A 22,464-nucleotide genomic window follows, 5' to 3' on the forward strand; every position below is an offset into this window, starting at 1 on the left:
GGCGGGAGGCCGGGCGGCAGGGTGTACCGGGCCTCGCCCTGCATAGTCTCCCCCTCATCCCCGCCCCGTCCCGTCATTCCCACGACGGTGGGAACCCAGATAGGCCGGCGTTCGCGAGGGAGCCCTATGGGCCGCGCGGCTGGATTCAGCTCAAACCGGTGCCTTGTCCCCCACCGCCCAGTCCGACGCCCCGCGTCGCCTCCCGCCCCCTCACCCCGCCAGCAGCGTCTGCGTGAAGCGCTGCGCGTCGGTCGCCAGCAGCGACAGCGTACGGTCGAGCGTACTTGAGGCGTCGCGGAAATGCTCGACCGAGGCGAGGCTGCGCTGCACCGAGGTGCCGATCCGCTCGCTCGCCGCCGCCAGCGCCTGGCTGCGCTCGCGCACCTCGCCGATCCGCGCGTTGAGCTGGTCGATCGAGCGCGCCTGACCGCGCGACATCAGCGCCACTCGCCCCGCTCCCTGGTCCAGCCCGGCGATCAGCGCGCCGAGGCTGTCGGTGTTCGACACCATCGTGCCGATCGTGCCCTGCACCGCCTCGATCGTGCGCCGCACGTCGCTGGTGGAAGCGCCGGTGCGGCTCGACAGCGACTTGATCTCCGCCGCCACCACCGCGAAGCCGGTCCCCGCGGTGCCGGCGCGCGCCGCCTCGATGGTGGCGTTGAGTGCGAGCAGGTTGGTCTGCTGCGCGATCGCGTCGATCACGTCGACGATCTGCTCGATCGTCGCCGCCTGCTGCTGCGACTGCGCCACCGCCGCCTGCGCCTCCTGGGCGTGACGGTTGATCGAGCGCGCCGCTTGGCTGGTGCCCTCCACCTCCTGGTCGATGTCCTCGAACGCGCCCGCGAGCGAGCGCGTTGCCTCGCTGGCGTCGCGCATCTCCTCGCTGAACTGATGCGCGATCGTGTCGAGTTCGACCGCGAGCGCGCGATTGCCGCCGGCCGAGTCGGTCAGGTCGCGCGCGCTGCGGTCGAGGTGCGCCATCGCCTCCTGCGCCTCGCGGATCGCGCCCGCCACCTGCTCCTCGAAGGTCTGCGCCAGCGCGCGCAGCGTCTCGCGCCGATGTGCCTCGGCCGCGCCCGTGGCGCGCGCCAGCTCCTCGTCGCGGCGGCGCTCCTGGCGGCGTGCCTCCTCGTGCAGCCGCGCGGTCTCGCGCGCCAGCCGCTCGGCCTCGCCGCGCTGCTGGTCGAAGCGCGCCAGTGCGGTCACCATCTGCCCCAGCTCGTCGCGGCGTCGCAGCGCGGCGAGGTCGGGCGTGTCGCCCGCGAGCACCGCTTCGGTCGCCGCGGCGATCCGCGTGATCGAGCGCACCGTGGAGCGGCTGATCAGATAGGCCATCGCCAGGCCCAACGCGGCCGCCAGCGACGACACCAGCACGATCGCCAGCAGCGTCGCGCGCGTGGCCAGCACCGCGCTGGCAGCGCCCGCGTCGGCGCGCGCGACCCCGGCGCGGGTCATCGCGCGCAGCCGCTGCTCCACGCGGTGCGCGTTGTCGCGGAACGGCGCCACCATCGCCGCGCTGCTGGCGAAGTCGATCTCCAGCATCGAGGTGATCACACCGACGGTGGCGCGATACTCGCCCAGGTCGGCGAGCATGCCGTCCAGCGCGGCGCGCTCGCCGGGGTGGCGATCGCGATAACGGAGCAGCTCGGCGCGGACGCCGTCGAGGTCGCGCTCCACCTTGGCGGCACGCGTCGGCACGTCGGTGGCGGGCGCGGCGGCCTTGGCGATCAGCAGGCGGTAGAGCTCCGAATCCGCCATCTCGAAGCGCAGCGCGATCGCGTTCAGCTGGCCTAGGTCGCGCATGTCGACCTGGACGATGCGGCTGACGCTGCGGTCCGCGACCACCAGCGCGGTGGCGCTCAGCACCGCGATCAGCGCGAACAGCACCAGCATCAGCAGCGGAGTCGCGGCGACCTTGGCGGTGATCGGACGGTCGGCCAGCCGCACCCGTCGCTCGACGCGATCGGCGAGCGCGGAGAGAGGAGCCAGCACGCCGGGACGGTCGCCGCGACCGCGGCTCACAGCGTCACGCGCAGGCCACCGCGCAGGCGGCGGTCGGCCGGGATCGGCGAGCCCGCAGCCCCCTTCGCGAGCGACAGATTCTCGCCCGCGACGAACAGCTCGACCGCGCGGCTCAGCCGATAGCCCGCGCGCGCGTCGAGCGCGACCGCGTCGTCGACGCGGAAGAGCAGCAGCTGTTGCATGGCCGAGAAAGCGAACTGGCGCGACGCCGAGGTGTAGCGTGCCAGCCCACTCGCGTACCAGCGCCCACCGTCGTAGCCGAGCGCGACATTGGCCTTGTGCCGCGGGGTCGTCTCGCGCGGCGACAGCGCGTAGGGGATCGGCAGCGCGGTACCGGCGAGGTCGCCGTCGGTCTGCGTCCACGTGTAGTTGACGCGCCAGTCGAGCGCCGCCACGCGCCCGCTCGCCTGCCACTCGGTGCCGTAGGTGGCATAGTCGCCGACCGCGGCGAAGCGCGCCGCCAGCACCGGCGCGGGCGTGAGGAACAGCTCCAGGTTGGGCTCCAGCCCGTCGCCGGGCGAGGCGATCGCGTCGCTGGTGTGGGTGTAGAAGGCGGTCGCCTCCAGCCGCGTCGCCCCCAGCGCGTGGGTATAGCCGAGTTCGCCGCTCCACACCGCCACGGGGCGCATGCGCGGCGAGCCGGTGACCACGATCGGCACCGGTGTGGGTACCGCCAGCGGCAGCCGGAGCCCGAAGCTGACCAGCGACGGCAGCTGATAGCCGCGGCCGCCGTTGAGCCGCACGCGGCCGTTGGCGCTGGTCTGTACCACTAGTGCGGCGTTGAAGCTCAGCCGCGTGAAGGCGCGATCGAAGGCGGCGGGGTCGTCCAGCGCGGGCTGGACGATCGCGCCGGACTGGCCGAGCCACAGCCGGTCGACCCGCGCCGCGGCGCTGATGCCGACGCGGTCTAGCGGGTGGAGGTCGAGCATGGCGTCGAGCGAGCCGACGTCGTAGGCGATCGTCTCGGCGAACTGCGCGGGACCGCGCATCCGGCTGCTACGATACTCGCCGCCGACGCGCAGCGTGTTGGCGGTGTCGAGCCGATAGAGCACCGCCGCCTTCGCCGCCACCAGCCGGTTCTCGAACGGCGCGCCGACGGAGTAGCGGCCGTCGCTGCCCTCGACGCCATAGTCGGCGTTCAGCCAGTTGACATAGCCGTTGAGCGACACGCCGCCCCAGGCGGTATCCTGGGTCAGGCCGGCGTGCACGTTGCTGCTGCGATAGCGCTGGTTGGAGAGCAACTGGCTGGGCAGATACTCGATCTGCTCGTTGCTGGCATAGCCGCCGCCGACCACCGCCTCGCCGCTGCCGACGCGTGCGCTGACCTCGCCCGAGACCTGGTCGGCACTGACGTCGGCGATCGGCGTGGGCGCGAGCAGCGACGCGGGCACGCGCCGCTCGTCCTCGCGCAGCCGCCCCGCGGTCAGCTTGGCGCGCACCCCGCCGCCGAGCGGCAGCGACGCGGTGCCCGCCAGTCGCGTGACACCATGGTCGCCCGCCGCGGCGGTGACGCGCGCCGAGGCGGCGTCGCCGCCGCGCTTGGTGATGATGTTGACGACGCCGCTCGCCGCGTTGAAGCCGAACAGCGCCGCGGCGGGGCCGCGCACCAGCTCGATCTGCTGGATCTCCTCGAGCTGGACGCCGAGCAGGTTCCAGTCGGTCAGGCCGTAATGGTCCAGATAGACCTGGCGCCCGTCGACCAGCACCAGCAGGCGCGCGTTATAGGTCTGCACGCCGCCGCGGACCGCGACGTCGCTCTGCCCCGCGGTCCAGCGGTTGACGTCGACGCCGGCATAGCCCTTGAGCAGCCCCGGCACGTCGCGCGCGGGTGAGCGCGCGATCTGATCGGCGGTGATGATCGTGACCGAGGCGGCGACCTCGGAGGCGCGCTGCGGCTTGCCGATCACGCTGGTGGTGACGGGCTCGCCGACCATCGCCTCGAGCGCGGAATAGTCGACGGCCTGCGCCGCCGCCGGAGAGACGATGGCGAGCGGCGCGAGCGCGGCGCCGAGCGCGAGCGCGCGGCGAAAGAGCGCGGTCACGCTCAGATCTCCTTGACGAGCATGAGGAAGGCCGAGCCGAAGCGGGCGTTGGCGGCGCGCGCCGCGGCGCGGTTGACGGTGATCTGGACGCGGGCGCCGCTGCCGATCCCGACGACGCAGCGCGCCGCCTGGACGCAGGCGTCGTCCGAGGTGATGGTCACGACCGAGCCGCGCGCCGCGGCCGCGGCGATGGCGCCCTGGTCGTCGCGCGTGCCCGCGGTGACGAAGGCGACTCGATAGCCGGCGAGTGAGTCGAGCGCGGTGACGGGCACGCGCTTGGTGCGCAGCGTCGCCTTGCCCGCGGCGGCGCCGCCGCCGAGCGCGCGCTCGATCGCGGCGGCGTCGGCCAGCGAGGCGGCGTTGCCCGGCGCGACGACGATCGCGGCGGGCATGATGCCGCTGGGCGGCGGTTGCAGGAACGACACGACGCGCACCGCGATCGGCACGTTCAACTCCGCCTGCAGCGGCAGCGGCGCGACCGCGCTGCCCGCCACCACCGCCGCCCCGATCAACTGTCTCACGCGACCTTATCCCCAAGCCCGAGAGCGGGAGTAGCCGCGCGGAGTCACCATATGATTAACGACGCGGTGAGGACACGATCGGCCTGGTCTCCCCGACCCACCTTCCCCGTGAGTTTCCCCCGCGGCTCGCCTAAGAGAGAGAGGCCGGGCAACGAGGACGCGATGAAGCTGCTGATCGTCGAGGACGACCGTGACTATGCCGCCGCGCTGGGCGAGGACCTCGCCGCGCTCGACCATGAGGTGACCGTGGCCGACAACGGGCGCGACGCGTTGCTGGCGCTCGAGCGCGACCGCTATGACGCGGTAATCCTGGACCGCATGTTGCCGCAGATGGACGGCGCCGCGGTGGTCCGCCACGCGCGCGAGCGCGGCCAGACGCTGCCGGTGCTGATGCTCTCCGCGCTGGGCCGCTCGGTCGAGAAGGTCGACGGGCTCGAGGCGGGCGCGGACGATTATGTCGTCAAGCCGACCCCCGCGAGCGAGATCGACGCGCGGCTGCGCGCGCTGCTGCGCGCGCGCGGCTGGCAGCAGCAGGGCGGCGAGGGCGACACGCTGCGCGCCGGCGACATCGTCGTCAGCCCCGGGCAGCACCGCGCCTGGCGCAACGGCCGCGCGCTCGATCTCGCCAAGCTCGAGTTCGGCCTGCTCGCCGAGCTGGCGCGCCACGCCGGCAGCTACCTGACGCGGGCGATGCTGATCGAGCGGGTCTGGGGCTATGATTTCGAGCCCAGCACCAACATCGTCGACGTCCAGGTACGCTCGCTGCGGCGCAAGTTATGTGCGCCGGGCGAGGTCGACCCGATCGTGACCAAGCGCAGCGTCGGCTACATGCTGCGCGCCTGAGCATGTCGTCGCTGCGCGCGCTGACGCTGTTCTTCCTCGCCGCCTTCGCCGCGGCGGCGGTGCTCGCGGGCTATGTCACTTATGCCGCGTCGCGCGCCGCGGTGGTGAGCGCGGTGGACCGGCGGATCGGCGAGGTCGGCGACGCCATGCTCAGCGCGGTGGCGCCCGGCGACTCGGGCGCGATCCTGCGCCGCATCCAGGCCTTCTCCCGCCGCCGCGACACCGGCGACATCGGCTTCGAGCTGGAGGACGCGCGCGGGCGCCGGATCGGCGGCAACGTCGTGCTGGAGCGCGCGGTGCCGCTCGGCTTCACCACGCTGCGGCGGCGCGACGGCATCGTCGGGCTCAGCGCCGGCCGCGCCCAGGCGCGCGACGCCGGCGACGGGCTTCGACTGATCACGATCGCGGAGACCGAGCCGATCGACGGCTACGGCGCGATGCGCGTGCGGCTCTACCTGATCGGCTTCGGCGCGCTGCTCGCGGTGGTGCTCTTGGGCACGGCCAGCTTCGGCTGGCTCGTGCGCCGCCGGATCGGCGAGGTGCGCGCCACGGCCGCGGCGATCATCGACGGCGACCTCGGGCGGCGGGTCCCCGTGCCCGCGCGCGGGGGCGCGTTCGCCGCCCAGGCCGAGGCGTTCAACCGCGCGCTCGATCGGATCGCGGCGCTCGTCGAGCAGCTGCGCGAGGTGAGCAGCGACGTGGCGCACGACCTGCGGACGCCGCTCGCACGGCTGCGCGCGCGGCTGGCGCGACTGGCCGAGCGCGACACCGTTCCGGGCGAGGCGCTCGAGGCGGCGCTGGAGGAGTGCGACTCGCTGCTCGCGCTGTTCGCCGCGATCCTGCGCATCGCCGAGGTGAGAGCGGGCGAGCGCCGCGCCGGCTTCCGCCCGGTCGACCTCGCCGCACTGGCGGAGCAGGCGTGCGAGACGCTCACCGACGTCGCCGCCGAGCGCGACCAGCGGCTGAGCGGCGGCCCGTTCGCGCCGCTGACGGTGCGCGGCGACCCGCAGCTGCTGAGCCAGGCGCTGCTCAATCTCATCGAGAACGCGCTCCACCACACACCCGCGGGCACGAGCGTGGCGGTGACGTTGGCGCGCGAGGGCGAGGTGGCTACCCTGCGCGTACGCGACGACGGGCCGGGCATCCCGCCGGCGGCGCGCGCGCTGGCGCTGCGCCGCTTCGGCCGGCTCGAGGCGAGCCGTCATCGGCCCGGGCACGGCCTGGGGCTGCCGCTGGTCGACGCGGTGGCGCGGCTCCACGGCGGGACGCTGACGCTCGCCGACGCCGCACCGGGGCTGGAGGCGGTGATGACGCTGCGGGTGGCGGCGGCGTAGCGCGCGGGGCTCGGGCTGAGCCGGGCGCGCGCTCGCTCGTATCGCGGGCATGCGAGCATCCTGAGCTCGTCTCAGGATCCAGGCTGCCTCACACTCGGGGCGCGGGCATATGGGGCACGGCGGATCCTGAGACGCGCTCAGGATGACGCCGGGCCGTGGGAGAGTGGTGTCGCGCCGCCCTCAGCGCACTCCGCCGGTGCCCCTACTCAGAAGTTCAGCAGCGCCTCCAGGCCGAAGGTCCGCGGCGCGTTGAAATTGCCATAGTCGCCGAGCACGTTGTTGATGCTGCCGGCGCTCACGCTGCTGGTCGGTGCGGCCGGCAGGCTGTTCGACGGGTCACGGCGATAGACATATTGCTCGTCGAACAGGTTGCGACCCCAGAGTGCGACCTCGAGCTTCTGCTTGCCCTCGCCCAGCGCGATGTCGGCCAGCGCGATCCGCCCGTTGAAGATCAGCGAGGCGTCGGCGCGGGTCGCGAACTGGTCGAACGCCTGGGTCGACTGCGCGTAATTGCCGTCGAAGTGGACACGGAAGGTGGTGCTGCCCTCGCCCACCGGCACGCGATAGTCGATCGAGCCGCTGGCCGCGTTGCGCGGCGTGAAGACGATGTAGAAGTTCTGGTCGACGCTGCTCGTCACCCCGCCCGCGGTATAGTTGATCAGCACCGGCGGGATCTTGGTGTAGGTATAGGCATAGGAGCCGTTGAGCGTCAGCCCCTCGACCGGGTTGAGCGTCAGATCCGCCTCGATGCCCCTGATCTTGGTCGTGCCGGGCGCGTTGATCGTCACCAAGTTGTTGAAGTTGCTGCCATTGAACGGCTGGATCGAGCTGATGTCGACCTGGCTGTTCTTGCGGTCCATGATATAGCCCGCGAGGTTGAGCCGCGCGCGATGATCCCAGAAGTCGGACTTGAGCCCGATCTCATAGGACTTGATGTCCTCCGGCCCGAACGACTGGTAGTTGGCCGTGCGCGAGCTGGCGCCGCCGGCGCGATAGCCGGTGGCATATTTGGCATAGGCATGGACGTCCTGGGTGACGTCGACCGCCGCGGTGAGCGCGGGGTTGAAGCGATCCCACGTGCGGTCGAGCGGCTGATAGCCCGCCGCGGTCGCCGCCGCGGTGTTCACGTCATAGTTCACGTTGCGCGAATAGTGCAGCACGCCGCGCTTGGTGTCGTGCGTGTAGCGGCCGCCCGCGGTGAGGTGGAGCACGTCGAGCGGGTTCCAGGTGATCTGGCCGTAGGCGGCGTAGCTCTTCGACCACACCTCCGAGGCGCGATCGATCGAGCGGCAGCCCGGCTGCGAGCCGAAGCCGCCCGAGCCGCGGCAGGGGTCGAGGATGACGTAATTGGCGCCGGTCACTTGGCCCGTATTGTTGAGCACCGCGACCGCGCCGTTCGAGTTGGGGGTCGCGGCGTCGTCGGTGACGTGCTCGTTGAAATAATAGAGGCCGGCGACATAGTCGAACCGGTCGATCGTGCCGACCGCCTGGAACTCCTGGCTGAACTGGTTCTGGTGCAGGTCGGCGAGGCTATAGCGGCTGAAGCCGCACGGCGCCGCGGCGGTGCACGAGGCGGTGAGGTTGACCACGGGCACGCGGTGCGCGCCGCCCGAATTGTCCCACTGCGTCGCGTTGACGCCGCGCCACGCCGTGATCGAGCGCAGCTCCACCTCGGGCGAGGCCTTGTACTTGAGCAGGTTGGTGAAGCCATGCGTCTGGTCGACGCTGGGCTGCTGCGGCACGCCGATATCGGCCACCTTCATCCGGCTGGTGCCGTTGACCACCACACCGGGCAGCAGCGGCTTCACCGTGCCGGTGAGCGTGCTGTAGCTGGTGCCCGGCAGCACGCACTTGGGCGCGTTGCTCACCGGCCCGGCGGTGCAGCCGTTCGGGTTGTAGTTGAGCAGCTGGCTGTAGAAGGGCGAGTTCTTGTCGAGCCCGTAATCGTAGGAGAAGTCGTTGGTCAGCCCCTCGAACGGCTTCCAGCGCGCCGCGATGCGCCCGCCGCGACGATCGTAATAGTTGAAGCCGGTCTGGCCGGCGAGCGGGTTCCTGGTGGTCGGACCCTGATATTGGACGACGCCGTCCACCTTGACGCTGACATCATGATATTCGGGCAGGTCGAGGTGGAGCTCGCCGTTGTAGGCGCCGTAATTGCCGATGCCGGCGCGGATACGTCCTTCGAACTCACCCGACGGCGCGCGCGTGACGATGTTGAGCGCGCCGCCCTCTGTGTTGCGCCCGAACAGGGTGCCCTGCGGGCCCTTGAGCACCTCCACTCGCTCGACGTCGAACAGCGCCGCGTTGAGCCCGTGCTGGCGGCCGAGATAGACGCCGTCGATGTAGATGCCGACGCCCTGCTCGCGCGCGGGCTGGTTGGCGTCGAGCGGGACGATGCCGCGGATACCGACGGTCAGCGCCGACTGGCGCGCCTCGAAGGTGGCGACGCGCAGGCTGGGCACCGCGCCGTCGGCGAGATCGTACAGGCTCTGCACGTGGCGGTCCTGCAGCGCCTGGGTGCTCAGCACGTTGATCGCGACGGGGGTCGACTGCAGGTTCGTCTCGCGCCGCGTCGCGGTGACCACCACCTCGTCGAGCCCGGGCTGCGCCGCCTCGGGCGCGGCGGCGTCCGGCGCGGCGGTCGGGTCGGCCGCGGCGGCGGGGGCGGCACCGCCGGGCGCCGCGAGCGCGTGACCCGGGACGGCGAGCGCGGCCATGCCGGCGAGCAGATGCAGGCGGCGACGCGAGATACATGACATGAACTTCAACCCCTCTATGGCCCTTGGCCTTGCCAGGGCGGATAGGAAGGTTGCGCGGCGCTATCGTGACAATGCGATGACAGCGCGCGACTTCTTCATCTCATCTTATTTTCATCTTTCTACATCTAGCATCGCCGCTACCGCAACTTCACCACGACCAACTATATTAGGGTCAGGCGCCGTCGCCCCCTCGCGTCATCGTCGGCTCGGCCCCGCTCGGTAGCGGCGCGTCGCGCAGCCCTCGCCCCAGCCGCGCGAAGGCCGCGGTCGATTCCACCGCGGCGTCGATCGCCGCCTCCAACGCACGATAGGCCGCGAGCACCTCGCGCCCGGCGTCGGTCAGCCGCGCCCCGCCCCCGCCGCCGCGTCCGGTCGCCACCAGTCGGTCGTGCCAGCAGCGGTTCATCTCGTCGACCAGCAGCCAGGTGCGGCGGTAGCTCATCCCCAGCGCGCGCCCTGCCGCCGAGATCGAGCCGTGCGCGTCGATCGCGTCGAGCAGGTCGGCCTTGCCCGGCCCGAACGCGATCGAGTCGCCGCACAGCAGCTGCGCCTTCAGCTTGAGCGGGCCGTGTCGCACGCGCGCGAGGGGGAGGCGCCGGCGGCTCAGATCGCCGCCAGCGCCTGCTCCATGTCGGCGATCAGGTCGTCGGCATCCTCCACGCCGATCGAGATCCGCACCAGATTGTCGGTGATCCCCAGCGCCTGCTTGCGCGCGTCGGGCACCGAGAGGTGGGTCATCGCCGCGGGATGGCTCGCCAGCGTCTCGGTGCCGCCCAGGCTGACCGCCAGCTTGGCGATCTTGAGCGAGTCGAGGAAGCGGAACGCCTCCGCCTCGCCGCCCTTGAGGTACAGCGAGAAGGTCGAGCCGCCGCCGGTGCAGTGGCGCCGATAGATGTCGGCCTGGCGTCCCTCCGCCTCGGCGAGGAAGCCGAGATAGCCGACATGCTCCACCTTGGGGTGGTCGCGCAGATAGGCGCACACCTTGGCGGCATTCTCGCCGGCGCGGCTCATCCGCAGCTCCAGCGTCTCGAGGCTGCGCAGCAGCATCCACGCGGTGTTGGGGTCGCAGATCGTGCCGATCGTGTTGCGCATCGCGCGGATCGTATCGATCACCGCCTTGGACCCCAGCACGCCGCCCGCGACCAGGTCGGAGTGGCCGCCGGCATATTTGGTGAGGCTGTAGACCACCACGTCGGCGCCGTGCTGGAGCGGCTGCGACCACAGCGGGCCGAGGAAGGTGTTGTCGATCGCGATCGGCGGCTTCTCCGCGGCGCTGTCCCAGATCGCGTCGCGGCTGGCGGCGACCGCCTCGACGTCGACCAGCGCGTTGGTCGGGTTCGCCGGGCTCTCCAGGTAGATCAGCGCGACGCGGCCGGAGGCGGCCTTGGACAGCACCGAGTCGATCTCCTCGCGCGTCGCGCCCGCGGGGAAGTCGAGCCAGTGGACGCCGAAGCGGCCGAGCACGCGCGCGATCAGCGTCTCGGTCGCGGCGTAGAGCGGGCCCGAGTGGACGATCGTGTCGCCCGGCCGCACCAGCGAGAGGAACAAAGTGGCGATCGCGGCCATGCCGCTGGAGAAGGTCAGCGCGTCCTCGGCGCCCTCCCAGATGCCCAGCCGGTCCTCCAGTATCTCCTGGTTGGGGCCGTTGAAGCGCGAGTAGACCAGGCCCGCCGCGCCGCCGGGGCGCTTGCCGGTGACGCCCTCGAAATGGCGCTTGCCCGCCGCCGCGTTGGGGAAGACGAAGGTGGAGGTGAGGAACACCGGCGGCTTGAGCGCGCCCTCCGACAGCGTCGGGTCGTAGCCGTGACCCATCATCAGCGTCGCGGGCTTGAGCTTGCGGCCGCCGATCGCGTCGACCTCGGGCTTGGGCGAGACGCGGGTCTCGACCCCGGTCAGCTCCTGCTCAGTGGGTTCGTCGGCCATGCGATCGTCTCTCCTGATACTTACGGCGCCCGATAGGGCACGAAAGCGCCGAGCGCGCAACTGCCCGTGGGGATCCGCGCGGGCAGATCGACCGTCTGCGCGATGTCGCCGCGGCACAGCCGTGTCTGGAACTGGCGCGTGACGAGCGCGTCGCCGCGGCGCACCCGCTCGCAGCCGCCGCCGGTCTCGCTGACATAGACCAGCTTGTTGCTCACCCGGTAGACCAGCTTGGTGCCATAGGCGGAGAGGTCGGGGCGCGTGAAGCGCGTGTCGATGCAATCCTGCGGCTTGCCCGCGGTCTTGCCGGCGACGAGCTTCTGATAGTCGGCGTCGGGGGCACGGTCGCGCGGGGCGGCGGCGATCGCGCCCGCGCTAAGCAACGCCACCGCGGCGAAGGTGGGGAGGAAACGCATGACCTTACCTCGTTCGTCTCAGAAGCCCCCGCGGTCAGTATAACGCACGGAGCGGCGAGTCGGGAACAGCCCCGGCATGGCGCCAGTAGATCGCATCGCGCCGCTCCCTTGTCGCCATCGCGCCGAACCGTGCTCCGGCGAACGCCGGAGCCCAGCGCCGCGGGGGCGGCACTCGTTGCCCTGGGCTCCTGCTCGCGCAGGAGCACACGGGCGGTCTCAGCGACGGCGCAGGAGCGAGCGCCTCCGCCGAGAAATAGACCGCAACATTTCACGATGCCGACACAATCGCGCCCTAGCGCGAGGCTGGCGGGGGGAGCCGCATGGATCGAGGGGCCGCCAGGGGGCCTCGTGCGACGGTGAACCGGTGCGCCGACAGCGCCGCGGCGTCGCCCCATGCCTCTTGCCGCGAACAGACAAGAGGGAAGCCATGCGTTCATCGTCCAAGTCGATCCTGCTCGCCACCGCCGCCACCGGCCTCGTCGCGCTGGCCCAGCCCGCGCTGGCGCAGAACGTGCCCGCCGCCGCGACCGATACCACCGGCGCGGGCAGCGACGCCGACGATGGCCTGGGCGAGGTGGTCGTGACCGCCGAGCGCCGCAGCGAGAACATCCAGCGCGTGCCCGTCTCGGTCGCGGTGGTCGACGGTGACTCGCTGCGCACCTTCCAGGCCGGCGGCGAGGATTCGCTGGCGCTCGCCGGCCGCGTCCCCGGCCTCTACGCCGAGACCACCACGGGCCGCATCTTCCCGCGCTTCTACATCCGTGGCCTGGGCAACATCGACTTCTACCTCGGCGCGTCGCAGCCGGTGTCGATCATCCAGGACGACATCGTGCTCGAGCACGTCGTGCTGAAGTCCAACCCGGTCTATGACGTCGCCAACGTCGAGGTCCTGCGCGGCCCCCAGGGCTCGCTGTTCGGGCGCAACACCACCGCCGGCATCATCAAGTTCGACACGATCCGCCCGGGCCAGACGTGGAGCAGCCGCTTCAACGCGTCCTACGGCAGCTACAACACCGTCACCTTCGACGGCGGCGTCGGCGGCCCGATCGTGCAGGACAAGATCGCGATCCGCCTCTCCGGCCTGTACCAGCACCGCGACGATTGGGTCGACAACACCTTCACCGGCACCGGCGCGGACGGCACGCGCGGCGGGCGCGATCAGCTCGGCGGCTTCGACGAGCGCGACGCGCGGCTCCAGCTGCTGTTCACCCCGACCGAGGACCTGTCGGTCAACGTCTCGGGCCACGTCCGCTCGTACGAGGGCACGTCGACGATCTTCCACCGCGGCGCGCTGCTGCGCGGGCAGAACAACATCAACCGGGAGCCGCGCGACCGCATCGCGCTCGACGAGGCCGACGGCAACCCGCAGGCCTACAAGACCTATGGCGGCTCGGTGAACGCCGCCTGGGATTTCGGCGCGGCGACGCTGACCTCGATCACCGGCTATGAGACCACCTCGGGCTACAGCCGCGGCGACACCGACGGCGGGGCGGCGGTGAACTTCGGCGGCGTCGGCTTCGGCGAGAGCGAGGGCCGCATCCGCGACCTCGACCAGTGGACCCAGGAGCTGCGCCTCGCGAGCAGCGGCGACGGCGCGTTCAAATGGCAGTTCGGCGGCTTCTACTTCGACAGCCGCGACGTCACTGACTTCTACCAGCGCGGCTATTTCCTGCTGCCGACCGCGGCCGGCTACAACCCGAACAACTGGGTGCGGCTGCACAACGTCAACACCAGCTGGGCGGTGTTCGGCCAGGCGAGCTACCGCCTCGCCGACCGGCTGACGCTGACCGCGGGCGCGCGCTACACCGAGGACGACAAGCGCACCGAGCTGGTCCGCTCGGGCCGCAACGCCGCGGGCACCACCGAGACCTTCCCGGCGAGCGCGCCGCGCACGGTCAAGCTGACCGGCAAGGAGCCGAGCTGGGACGTCTCGGCGCTGTACGAGCTGGACGACGCCACCAGCGTCTACGCCCGTGTCGCGCGTGGCTTCCGCGGGCCGACGATCCAGGGGCGCTCGGCGGTGTTCAACACTCCCTTCACCACCGCCGACTCGGAGACGATCATGTCGTACGAGGCGGGCGTGAAGACGCGGCCGACGAGCAACCTGCGCCTCAACGCCACCGCCTTCACCTATCGGGTGAGCGACATCCAGCTCAACGGCAACGACGCCAACGGCAACGGCGTGCTGTTCAACGCCGACCACGCCAACGCCTATGGCATGGAGGCCGAGCTGGAGTGGCGGCCGATCCGCAACATCACCTTCTCGCTCGGCGGCAGTGCGATCCACACCGAGATCAAGGACAAGCGCGTCTACGCCCAGGTCTGCGCCTTCGGCGGCGCGGTGACCTGCACGGTGCAGGATCCGACGATCACGCGCACGATCTTCGGCGCGCCCGCGGTGCTGGCGCAGATCGACGGCAACCCGCTGCCCAACGCCCCGCGCTGGCAGCTCGACGCCGCGGTTCGCTACGACATCCCGCTGACGAACGAGGGCAATCTGTTCGTCTCGAGCGATCTCAACGTGCAGGGCTACACCAACCTGGTGCTGTACAAGACGCGCGAGTTCTATGCCGACGGCAACCTCGAGCTGGGGCTCAAGGTCGGCTACACGACGGCGGACGGCAAATATGAGATCGCCGCCTTCGCGCGCAACATCACCGACGAGAAGAACCTGAAGGGCGTGATCGAGAACTACAACGCCGCGGTGTTCAACGAGCCGCGCGTGGTGGGCGTGTCGATCGCCGGCCGCTTCAACTGAGGGTCACGCGGGCGGGGGCGGCCGCGCCCCCGCCCGCGCCACGGCGGTCTCACCGGCGCGCGGCGGCCGCGACCCCGCTCGAACTCCGGCCCCTCACTCTGCGGGGCTGGTGCCGTCCTCGTGGAAGCCGATGCGCCCCGGCGGCGCGGGGATGGCGGGGTGCGGCGCGTGCTCGATCAGCGTGCCCTCGTCTCCGGGGCGATAGGTGAGCAGGCGCCGGCCCAGCCACGGGCCGACGCGGCGCTCCACCCCGATCGCCAGCGAGAAGGCGGCGGGCACGATCAGCAGCGTCAGCATGGTCGAGACGGTCAGCCCGCCGATCACCACGATCCCCATCGGCGCGCGCCACGCGCCGTCGCCCGAGAGCGACAAAGCCGTCGGCACCATGCCCGCGACCATGGCCACCGTCGTCATCACGATCGGCTGCGCGCGCTTCCGTCCGGCGTCGACGATCGCGGCATAGGGCGCCACGCCCGCGGCCATCTCCTCCAGCGCGAAGTCGATCAGCAGGATCGAGTTCTTGGCGACGATGCCGAGCAGCATCAGCAGCCCGATGAACACCGGCATCGACAGCGCGTCGCCCGAGATCAGCAGCGCGAGCAGCCCGCCCAGCGGCGCCAGCAGCAGCGAGCCCATGTTGACGAGCGGCGGCAGCAGCCGGCGGTACAGCAGCACCAGCACCGAGAAGACCAGGAACACGCCCGACACCACCGCGGTGACGAAGTTCATCAGCATCTCGAGCTGCCACTTGGCCTGGCCGACGTTGAGCTCCTGCACGCCCACCGGCAGCGACTTCATCGACGGCAGCTGCTTGATCTTGGGCAAGGCGACGCTGGTCGCGACGCCCGGCTGGAGGTCGGCGCCGATGGTGAGCTGGCGCTGCTGGTTGATCCGCTGGATGCGGGTCGGGCCCGAGCCGAAGCCGATCTCGGCGACGAGATTGAGCGGCACCGAGCCGCCGCTCTGCGTCTGCACCGGCAGGTTCTCGATCGTCGCCAACCGCGAGCGCGAGCTCTGCTCGAGCGCGACGCGGATCGGGATCTGCCGGTCGCTCAGCGAGAAGCGCGCGCTGTTCTGATCGATGTCGCCGATCGTCGCGATGCGGATCGCGCTCGACAGCGCCGCGGTGGTCACGCCCAGGTTGGCGGCGAGGTCGAGCCGCGGCTTGATGATGATCTCGGGCCGGTTGAGGTCACCGGCGATGCGCGGCGCGATCAGCCCCGGCATCTTCGCCATGTCCTGCACGACGCGGTCGGCGGCCTGGCGCAGCACGACCGGGTCGTCGCCGCCGAGCGTCACCGAGATGTCGCGATTGTTGTCGCCGAAGCCGAACTGCGACTGGAAGTTGACCCGCGCGTCCGCGATCTTGGCGAGCTCCGGCGCGAGGGCGCGCTCGAACTCGGTCGAGGTCTTCTCGCGCTTCTCGCGCAGCTGCGCGGTGACGCGGCCCGATCCCACCAAGGTGCGGGTGTAGACGCTCTCCACCTCGGGCTGTTTGCGGATCAGCTCATAGACCTGGTCGACCACGCCCTGGGTGGTCTCCAGCGTGCTGCCCGGCGGCATGGTGATCGTCACCGTGCTGCGCGGCTGGTCCGACGCGGGCTGGAACGACATCGGGATCTGCGTGAACAGGAAGAGCGTGAAGAGGAACGCGCCCACCCCCATCATCACCACCCACAGGCGATGATCGCGCCAATAGCCGAGCGCGCGATGCACCCCGCCCCTGGCGCGCGCCGCGGGCGCGCCGCCCTCGTCGAGCGTCCAGGCGAGCACGCGCTGGTAGAAGCTCATCACCGGCCCGCCGCCATGCTCGACATGGCCGCCGGCGCGCAGGAAATAGGCCGCGATCATCGGCGTGATCAGCCGCGCGACGGCGAGGCTCATCAGCACCGCCACCACCACGGTGAGGCCGAAATTCTTGAAGAACTGGCCCGAGATGCCGGGCATCAGCCCGACCGGCAGGAACACCCCGACGATCGCCATCGTCGTCGCCAGCACCGCGAGACCGATCTCGTCGGCGGCGTCGATCGCCGCCTGATAGGCCGTCTTGCCCATGCGCATGTGGCGGACGATGTTCTCGATCTCGACGATCGCGTCGTCCACCAGCACGCCCGCCACGAGGCTCAGCGCGAGCATCGTCATCTCGTTGAGCGTGAAGTTCATGAGCTCCATGAACCAGAAGGTCGGGATCGCCGAGAGCGGGATCGCCAGCGCCGAGATCACCGTCGCGCGCCAGTCACGCAGGAACAGGAACACGACGACGACGGCGAGGATGGCCCCTTCCAGCATCGCATGGATCGCCGACTTATACTGCTCCAGCGGGTATTTGGAGCCGTCGACGCGGAGCCGGAACTTGACCCGGGGGTTGCGCTTCTCGAGTTCCTCGAGCTTCTTCTTGCCCTCGCGGAAGACGGTGACGTCGGACGACCCCTTGGCGCGCTTGAAGTCGAAGCTCAGCACCGGCTTGCCGTCGACCGCCGCGGCGGAGCGCTGCTCGGCGTAGAGGTCGCGTACCGTGGCGACGTCGGCGAGGCGGATGGTGCGGCCGTCGCCGACGTTGATCTGGGTCTGGCCCAGGTCATAGGCGGTGCGCGCGTTGCCGAGCACGCGGACCGACTGTTCGGCGCCCGCGATCTCGGCGCGGCCGCCCGGCGCGTCGAGGTTCACCTGGCGCAGCTGCTGGTTGATCTGGCTCGCGGTCAGCCCCTGCGCCGCCAGCCGCGCGGGATCGAGGATCACGCGGATCTCGCGGCTGACGCCGCCGTTGCGCTCCACCCCGCCCATACCGGGAACGGAGAGCAGCTCCTTAGTCACCGTATTGTCGATGTACCAGCTGAGCTGCTCGATCGTCATGTCGGTGGCGATCGCGCTGTAGCTGCCGAGATCATTGTCGTTGATCTTCACGCGGCTGACCTGGGGCTCGAGGATACCCTCGGGCAGGTTGCCGCGGATCTGCGTGATCGCGTCGCGCGACTCGTTGACCGCGCGGTCGACCGACTGGCCGATCGCCATCTGCACGATCGTGGTGGAATTGCCCTCGGACACGAACGACTGGATCTCGTCGACCCCCTCGAGCGTGCGCACCGCGGCCTCGACCCGCTGCGTCACCTGGGTCTCGAGCTCGCTCGGCGCCGCGCCCGGCTGGGTGATGGTGATCGACACCGCCGGGAAATCGATGTCCGGCGAGTCGTTGATGTCCATGCGGATGAAGCTGACGATCCCCGCGACCGTCAGCATCACGAACAGGACGATCGCCGGCACCGGGTTGCGGATCGACCAGGCGGAGATGTTGCGAAAGCCCATGGACCTGATCTCGCTCTACTGGGCCGCGACCCGCGCCCGCACCGGTTTGACCTTCTGGCCCGGGTTGAGGAACGCGCCCGCCGACTGCACCACGCGCTCGTCGCCCTTGAGCCCGCTGGCGATCGCGACCCGATCCTCGGTCACCGTGCCGAGCTTCACGTCGCGCCGCTGCGCGCGATTCTCGGCATCGAGGACGTACACGTAATTGCCGCGGTCGTCGCTCAGCAAAGCGGACTGCGGCAGCGACGGTTCGCTCTCCGCTCCCGCGGTGATCGTCGCCGAGGCGAAACCGCCCGGGCGCAGCGCGGGGTCGTAGCTTAGCTGGATGCGGGCGATGCCCTGCCGCGTCTGGGTGTCGATCACCGGCGCGATCTGCCAGACGAACCCGGCGAAGGAGCGCGAGTCGCCGACCGGCGTCACCTTGGCCGCGGAGCCGACGCGGACGCCCTGCAGGTCGTTCTCGGCCAGCTGCGCGCGCATCTCCATCTCGCCGTCGCGCGCCATGCGGAACAGCGTCCCCGAGGCCGAGCTGACGATCTGCCCCGGCTCGACGCCGCGCGTCAGGATCAGCCCCTTGGCGGGGGCGCGGATATCGAGTCGGGCGTTGCGCGCGCGCTGCTCCGAATAGGTCGCGCCCGCCACCTTGAGCCGTGCCGCGGCGGCGTCGCGCGTCGCGATGCGGCGCTGCACGTCGGCCTTGGAGATGAAGCCGCGGTCGACCAGGCTCTGCGCGCGCTCCAGCTCGGCCTGCGCCAGCACCAGATCGGAGCGCGCCACCGCGATCTGCGAGGCGAGCGACTCGGCGGTCTGCACCTGGACCGAGCGGTCGATCGTGGCGAGCACCTGCCCGGCCTGGACCCACTGGCCGGGCTCGACCAGCACGCGGCTGACCATGCCGCCCTCGCCCGCGACGCCGACCGGCATCTCGCGCTTGGCGGCGAGCGAGCCCGTCGCGCTGACCTGGCGCGCCACCGCCGCGGCGCCCGGCACCAGCACGGTCACGGTCGGCGCCTGGTCGGCCGGCGCGGCGTGCGGCGCGTCCTTGTGGCGGGTGAGGAAATAGCCGGCGAGCGCGGCGGCCAGCAGCGCGATGCCGGCGATCAGGATCCAGCGGCGGCGACGCCGCGGCGTGCCATCCTCGATCATCAGCTGCTCGCCCTGCAGAGTACCAGCCTCGTACGTCATCCAACCCCCTCCGGCCGGCGTGTATTACCTGCATACATCACCGCGTACAAGTCCGGCGCTGCCCGAGCGCGACATTTTGTGCAAGCGACAACGTAGTTTATCGCGTTCAGCTTGCGTTCCATCGCGGTCCAACACAGCGCAAGTCGTTGAACCACGGGAGACTGAGAAGATGAATCGGGCATTGGTTAGCTTGGCGCTATCGGTCGCTATGCTACCCGTTACGGCGAGCGCGCAAACGCCGCTGCCGATGGCGACGGTGGTGCCCGAGGGCACGATCCTCGACGTCACCGCGGTCGGCAAGGTGTCGCGCGTGCCCGATCTCGCCACCGTGCGCGCCGGGGTGGTGACGCAGGACGCGGTCGCCGCGACCGCGATGCAACAGAACGCCGATCGCATGGCCGCGGTGGTCGCCGCGCTGAAGAAGGCCGGGATCGCACCGCGCGACATCGCCACCAGCCGCGTCGCGCTCTCGCCGCAATATCGCTACGCCGAGAACCAGCCGCCCGCGATCACCGGCTATCAGGCGAGCAACGCGGTGACGGTGCGCTTCCGCGACGTTGCCCAGGCAGGACCGGTGCTCGACGCGTTAGTGCGCGCCGGCGTCAACCAGATCGACGGGCCGACGCTGTCGCTCGCCGACGCGGCGGGGGCGCTCGACGAGGCGCGCGCCGACGCGGTGGCGCGCGCTCGGGCACGCGCGACGCTCTATGCCAAGGCGGCGGGGCTGACCGTGACGCGGATCGTGTCGATCGGCGAGGCCGGCGAGAGCGACGGTGAGCCGCCGCGGCCGTTCGCGCAGATGCGCATGGCGGCGGCACCCGCGGCCGCGGACAGCGCGGTCCTGCCGGGCGAGAGCGAGCTGAGCGCGACGCTCAACGTGCGTTTCCTGCTGAAGTGAGGGGTGCTTGAGGCCAGGGCGCCACACGATCCTCCCCCGCACGGGAGGGGGACCACCGGCCACAGGCCGGTGGCGGAGGGGGGCCTCTACGAGCGCTGCGCTGCGTGGCGAGCCCCCCCTCCACCGCCGCGCTAGCGCGCTGCGATCCCCCTCCCCGCCATGCGGGTAGGATCTAGCCGTTCTCCTACGAAAGAGGCGGCCGCCCCGCGTGGGGCGACCGCCTCGGTCAGCTCAGCGCGCGCCGCAGGTGCGGCGCCGGTTCAGCGTCGTCCGCTCAGCGCACCCGGCCGCGACGGACCAGGTTGACGATCGCGAGCAGCACGATCGCGCCGACCAGCGAGACCAGGAACGAGTAGATCGTCAGCGGCGCGTTGTTGATCGAGCCGCCGGTGAACAGCAGGCCGCCGAGGAACGCGCCGACCACGCCGACCACGATGTTCAGGAAAATGCCCTGCTGCGCGTCGGTGCGCATGACGATGCTGGCGAGCCAGCCGATCACACCGCCGATGACGAGCCAGATGATGATACCCATGATGTTACTCCCCTGCGATGCGCCCACACGGTGACGGGCTCTGCCGGGGAATACTCACGAGGCCGGCGCATTGTTCCGGCCCCGTAATTCTGAAAATGGGACGAACGAGTTAGAAGTTCTGCTGCCGCTCGTAAAGCGACTTATAGTGCTGGATCCGCGTCACGCGCAGCCCCGGCATCCCCGAGCGGTCGATCGCGCGCTGCCAGCCGGCGAACTCCTCCACCGTCAGGCCATAGCGCTGGCACACCTCGTCGACGGTCAACAGCCCCCCGTTGACCGCGGCGACGACCTCGGCCTTGCGCCGCACCACCCAGCGGGTGGTGTCCGCCGGCGGCAGCGAATCGAGCGTGAGCGGCTCGCCGAGCGGTCCGATCACCTTGGCCGGACGGATTTTCTGGTTCTCGATCATTCCTTACCTCGGTTCCGGGGGTGTTCCCCCTCGCCACGCTGGACCCTTGTTGTGTCTCATCCGTAACGGACGCTGGTTGAACGGGTCCTAAAGTGGACCGGTAAACGGGCTATTCACGTCTGCTCCAATCGCTCAGCGCCGCCGCGGCGGTGGCGTTGAAGGTGCCGCTCGCGCCGCGCTCGCCCTGCGCCGTGTCGAGCGCGCGTGCGACCTGGGCGGTGCGCGACGCGAGCTGGCGCTGGCGGAGCGCGGTGAGCAGCGGCGGGTCGTTGTGGGTCGGTTCGAGTGACATGGCGCGTGCTGTAGCGCCGATGGTCTGAAGGTCGCGTAAAGTGCGGCGCAACGCTTCGTTCATCTGGGTTTACGCCACCGGCCCGGAGGGAGTATCCGGGGCCGCATCATGGACAGCGTGGATTTCCAGCTCGCGCCGGGTACGCGGCGCATCGTCGTGGCGATGTCGGGCGGGGTCGACAGCTCGGTCGTGGCCGCGCTCGCCGCGCGCAGCGGCGCCGAGGTGATCGGCGTGACGCTCCAGCTCTACGACCACGGCGAGGCGACCAAGCGCGCCGGCGCCTGCTGCGCCGGGCGCGACATCCGCGACGCGCGCGCGGTCGCCGACCGGCTCGGCATCGCGCACTACGTCTTCGATCACGAGAGCAGCTTCCGCGCCGGGGTGATCGACCAGTTCGCCGACGACTATCTCGCCGGCCGCACCCCGATCCCGTGCGTCCAGTGCAACATGGGGCCCAAGTTCACCGACCTGCTCGCGCTGGCGCGCGACCTCGGCGCCGACTGTCTCGCCACGGGCCATTACGTCCGCCGCGTCGTCGGCGCGAACGGCGCCGAGCTCCACCGCGCCACCGACCCGGCGCGCGATCAGAGCTATTTCCTGTTCGCCACGACGCAGGCGCAGCTCGACTATCTGCGCTTCCCGCTCGGCGCGCTGCCCAAGCCGCGCGTGCGCGCGCTCGCGGCCGAGATGGGGCTGCTCGTCGCCGACAAGCCGGACAGCCAGGACATCTGCTTCGTCCCCGACGGCGACTATGCCACCCTCGTCAAGCGGCTGCGCCCCGCGGCGGCGATCGGCGGCGACATCGTCGACCTCGCCGGGCGCAAGCTGGGCGAGCATCGCGGGCTGGTCCATTACACCGTCGGCCAGCGCCGCGGGCTCGAGATCGGCGGCAGCGCCGAGCCGCTCTACGTCGTGCGGCTGGAGCCGGCGGCGCGGCGCGTCGTCGTCGGCCCGCGCGTCGCGCTCGCGGTCGCGGCGGCGCGGCTCGAGCGGATGAACGTGCTCGGTCCGCTCGGCGGCGCGCTCACCGCCAAGGTGCGCTCGATGGCCAGGCCGGTGCCGGCGCGGCTCGACGGCGACCGGCTGGTGTTCGACTCGCCCGAATACGGGGTCGCGCCGGGCCAGGCCGCGGTGCTGTACGAGGGCGACCGCGTGCTGGGTGGCGGCTGGATCGCCGCGACCGAGGCCGCGCTCGCGGCGGCGTGAGCTCCGCGCGGCGGCGCCCGGCGC

General features: G+C 71.0%; 17 protein-coding genes. 5 read left to right on the forward strand and 12 right to left on the reverse strand.

Annotated features, from left to right (window positions below; genetic code table 11):
* Window positions 1-210 precede the first annotated feature (210 nt).
* From KZ813_RS08400 to KZ813_RS08410, 3 genes are read right to left on the reverse strand one after another with little or no spacing between them, the layout of a single operon-like run.
* A complete protein-coding gene (locus KZ813_RS08400) occupies window positions 211-1,992 on the reverse strand; it encodes a methyl-accepting chemotaxis protein (protein ID WP_219754510.1) in 1,782 nt (593 codons plus the stop codon).
* A gap of 26 nt (window positions 1,993-2,018) precedes the next feature.
* The gene (locus KZ813_RS08405) at window positions 2,019-4,064 is read right to left on the reverse strand and encodes a TonB-dependent receptor plug domain-containing protein (protein ID WP_219754511.1); all 2,046 of its coding nucleotides are present in this window, start codon (window positions 4,062-4,064) and stop codon (window positions 2,019-2,021) included.
* Between the two features lie 2 nt (window positions 4,065-4,066).
* The gene (locus KZ813_RS08410) at window positions 4,067-4,585 is read right to left on the reverse strand and encodes a YfiR/HmsC family protein (protein ID WP_219754512.1); all 519 of its coding nucleotides are present in this window, start codon (window positions 4,583-4,585) and stop codon (window positions 4,067-4,069) included.
* A 162-nt stretch (window positions 4,586-4,747) separates the two neighbouring features.
* Between KZ813_RS08410 and KZ813_RS08415 the strand changes: the two genes are divergently transcribed.
* Entirely contained in the window at window positions 4,748-5,428 is a 681-nt protein-coding gene (locus tag KZ813_RS08415; protein WP_219754513.1) for a response regulator transcription factor, read from the forward strand.
* Window positions 5,429-5,430: 2 nt separating this feature from the next.
* Window positions 5,431-6,762: a sensor histidine kinase gene (locus KZ813_RS08420; protein ID WP_219754514.1), complete on the forward strand. Its 1,332-nt coding sequence runs from the start codon at window positions 5,431-5,433 to the stop codon at window positions 6,760-6,762.
* A 206-nt stretch (window positions 6,763-6,968) separates the two neighbouring features.
* Here KZ813_RS08420 and KZ813_RS08425 read toward each other — a convergent pair whose 3' ends face one another.
* From KZ813_RS08425 to KZ813_RS08440, 4 genes are all read right to left on the reverse strand, one after another.
* On the reverse strand, window positions 6,969-9,521 hold the full coding sequence (locus tag KZ813_RS08425) for a TonB-dependent receptor (protein ID WP_219754515.1): 2,553 nt from the start codon (window positions 9,519-9,521) through the stop codon (window positions 6,969-6,971).
* Window positions 9,522-9,693: 172 nt separating this feature from the next.
* A complete protein-coding gene (locus tag KZ813_RS08430; RefSeq protein ID WP_219754516.1) occupies window positions 9,694-10,098 on the reverse strand; it encodes a winged helix-turn-helix domain-containing protein in 405 nt (134 codons plus the stop codon).
* A gap of 26 nt (window positions 10,099-10,124) precedes the next feature.
* Window positions 10,125-11,444 (reverse strand): cystathionine gamma-synthase family protein, encoded by a 1,320-nt coding sequence (locus KZ813_RS08435; RefSeq protein WP_219754517.1) that lies wholly within the window; start codon window positions 11,442-11,444, stop codon window positions 10,125-10,127.
* 20 nt (window positions 11,445-11,464) lie between these two features.
* Entirely contained in the window at window positions 11,465-11,857 is a 393-nt protein-coding gene (locus KZ813_RS08440) for a hypothetical protein (RefSeq protein ID WP_219754518.1), read from the reverse strand.
* 427 nt (window positions 11,858-12,284) lie between these two features.
* Here KZ813_RS08440 and KZ813_RS08445 point away from each other — a divergent pair, with 427 nt between their 5' ends.
* Entirely contained in the window at window positions 12,285-14,615 is a 2,331-nt protein-coding gene (locus KZ813_RS08445) for a TonB-dependent receptor (protein ID WP_219754519.1), read from the forward strand.
* A gap of 93 nt (window positions 14,616-14,708) precedes the next feature.
* On the opposite strand, the gene KZ813_RS08450 is transcribed toward KZ813_RS08445, so the two are convergent.
* Both KZ813_RS08450 and KZ813_RS08455 read right to left on the reverse strand, forming a co-directional pair.
* Window positions 14,709-17,918 carry an efflux RND transporter permease subunit gene (locus tag KZ813_RS08450; RefSeq protein ID WP_219754520.1) on the reverse strand — a complete coding sequence of 1,070 codons (3,210 nt, stop codon included), beginning with the start codon at window positions 17,916-17,918 and terminating at the stop codon, window positions 14,709-14,711.
* 15 nt (window positions 17,919-17,933) lie between these two features.
* Window positions 17,934-19,103 (reverse strand): efflux RND transporter periplasmic adaptor subunit, encoded by a 1,170-nt coding sequence (locus KZ813_RS08455; protein WP_219754521.1) that lies wholly within the window; start codon window positions 19,101-19,103, stop codon window positions 17,934-17,936.
* Between the two features lie 208 nt (window positions 19,104-19,311).
* Between KZ813_RS08455 and KZ813_RS08460 the strand changes: the two genes are divergently transcribed.
* Entirely contained in the window at window positions 19,312-20,001 is a 690-nt protein-coding gene (locus tag KZ813_RS08460) for an SIMPL domain-containing protein (RefSeq protein ID WP_258046546.1), read from the forward strand.
* Between the two features lie 274 nt (window positions 20,002-20,275).
* On the opposite strand, the gene KZ813_RS08465 is transcribed toward KZ813_RS08460, so the two are convergent.
* From KZ813_RS08465 to KZ813_RS08475, 3 genes are all read right to left on the reverse strand, one after another.
* On the reverse strand, window positions 20,276-20,533 hold the full coding sequence (locus KZ813_RS08465; protein WP_219754523.1) for a GlsB/YeaQ/YmgE family stress response membrane protein: 258 nt from the start codon (window positions 20,531-20,533) through the stop codon (window positions 20,276-20,278).
* A gap of 109 nt (window positions 20,534-20,642) precedes the next feature.
* Window positions 20,643-20,942 (reverse strand): CtrA inhibitor SciP, encoded by a 300-nt coding sequence (sciP, locus tag KZ813_RS08470; RefSeq protein ID WP_219754524.1) that lies wholly within the window; start codon window positions 20,940-20,942, stop codon window positions 20,643-20,645.
* A 109-nt stretch (window positions 20,943-21,051) separates the two neighbouring features.
* On the reverse strand, window positions 21,052-21,234 hold the full coding sequence (locus tag KZ813_RS08475; RefSeq protein WP_219754525.1) for a hypothetical protein: 183 nt from the start codon (window positions 21,232-21,234) through the stop codon (window positions 21,052-21,054).
* A 108-nt stretch (window positions 21,235-21,342) separates the two neighbouring features.
* On the opposite strand from KZ813_RS08475, the gene mnmA reads away from it, so the two are divergent.
* Window positions 21,343-22,440 carry a tRNA 2-thiouridine(34) synthase MnmA gene (gene mnmA / locus KZ813_RS08480; RefSeq protein ID WP_219754526.1) on the forward strand — a complete coding sequence of 366 codons (1,098 nt, stop codon included), beginning with the start codon at window positions 21,343-21,345 and terminating at the stop codon, window positions 22,438-22,440.
* Window positions 22,441-22,464: the final 24 nt, after the last annotated feature.

The organism is Sphingomonas folli, assembly GCF_019429525.1.
GTDB lineage: Bacteria > Pseudomonadota > Alphaproteobacteria > Sphingomonadales > Sphingomonadaceae > Sphingomonas > Sphingomonas folii.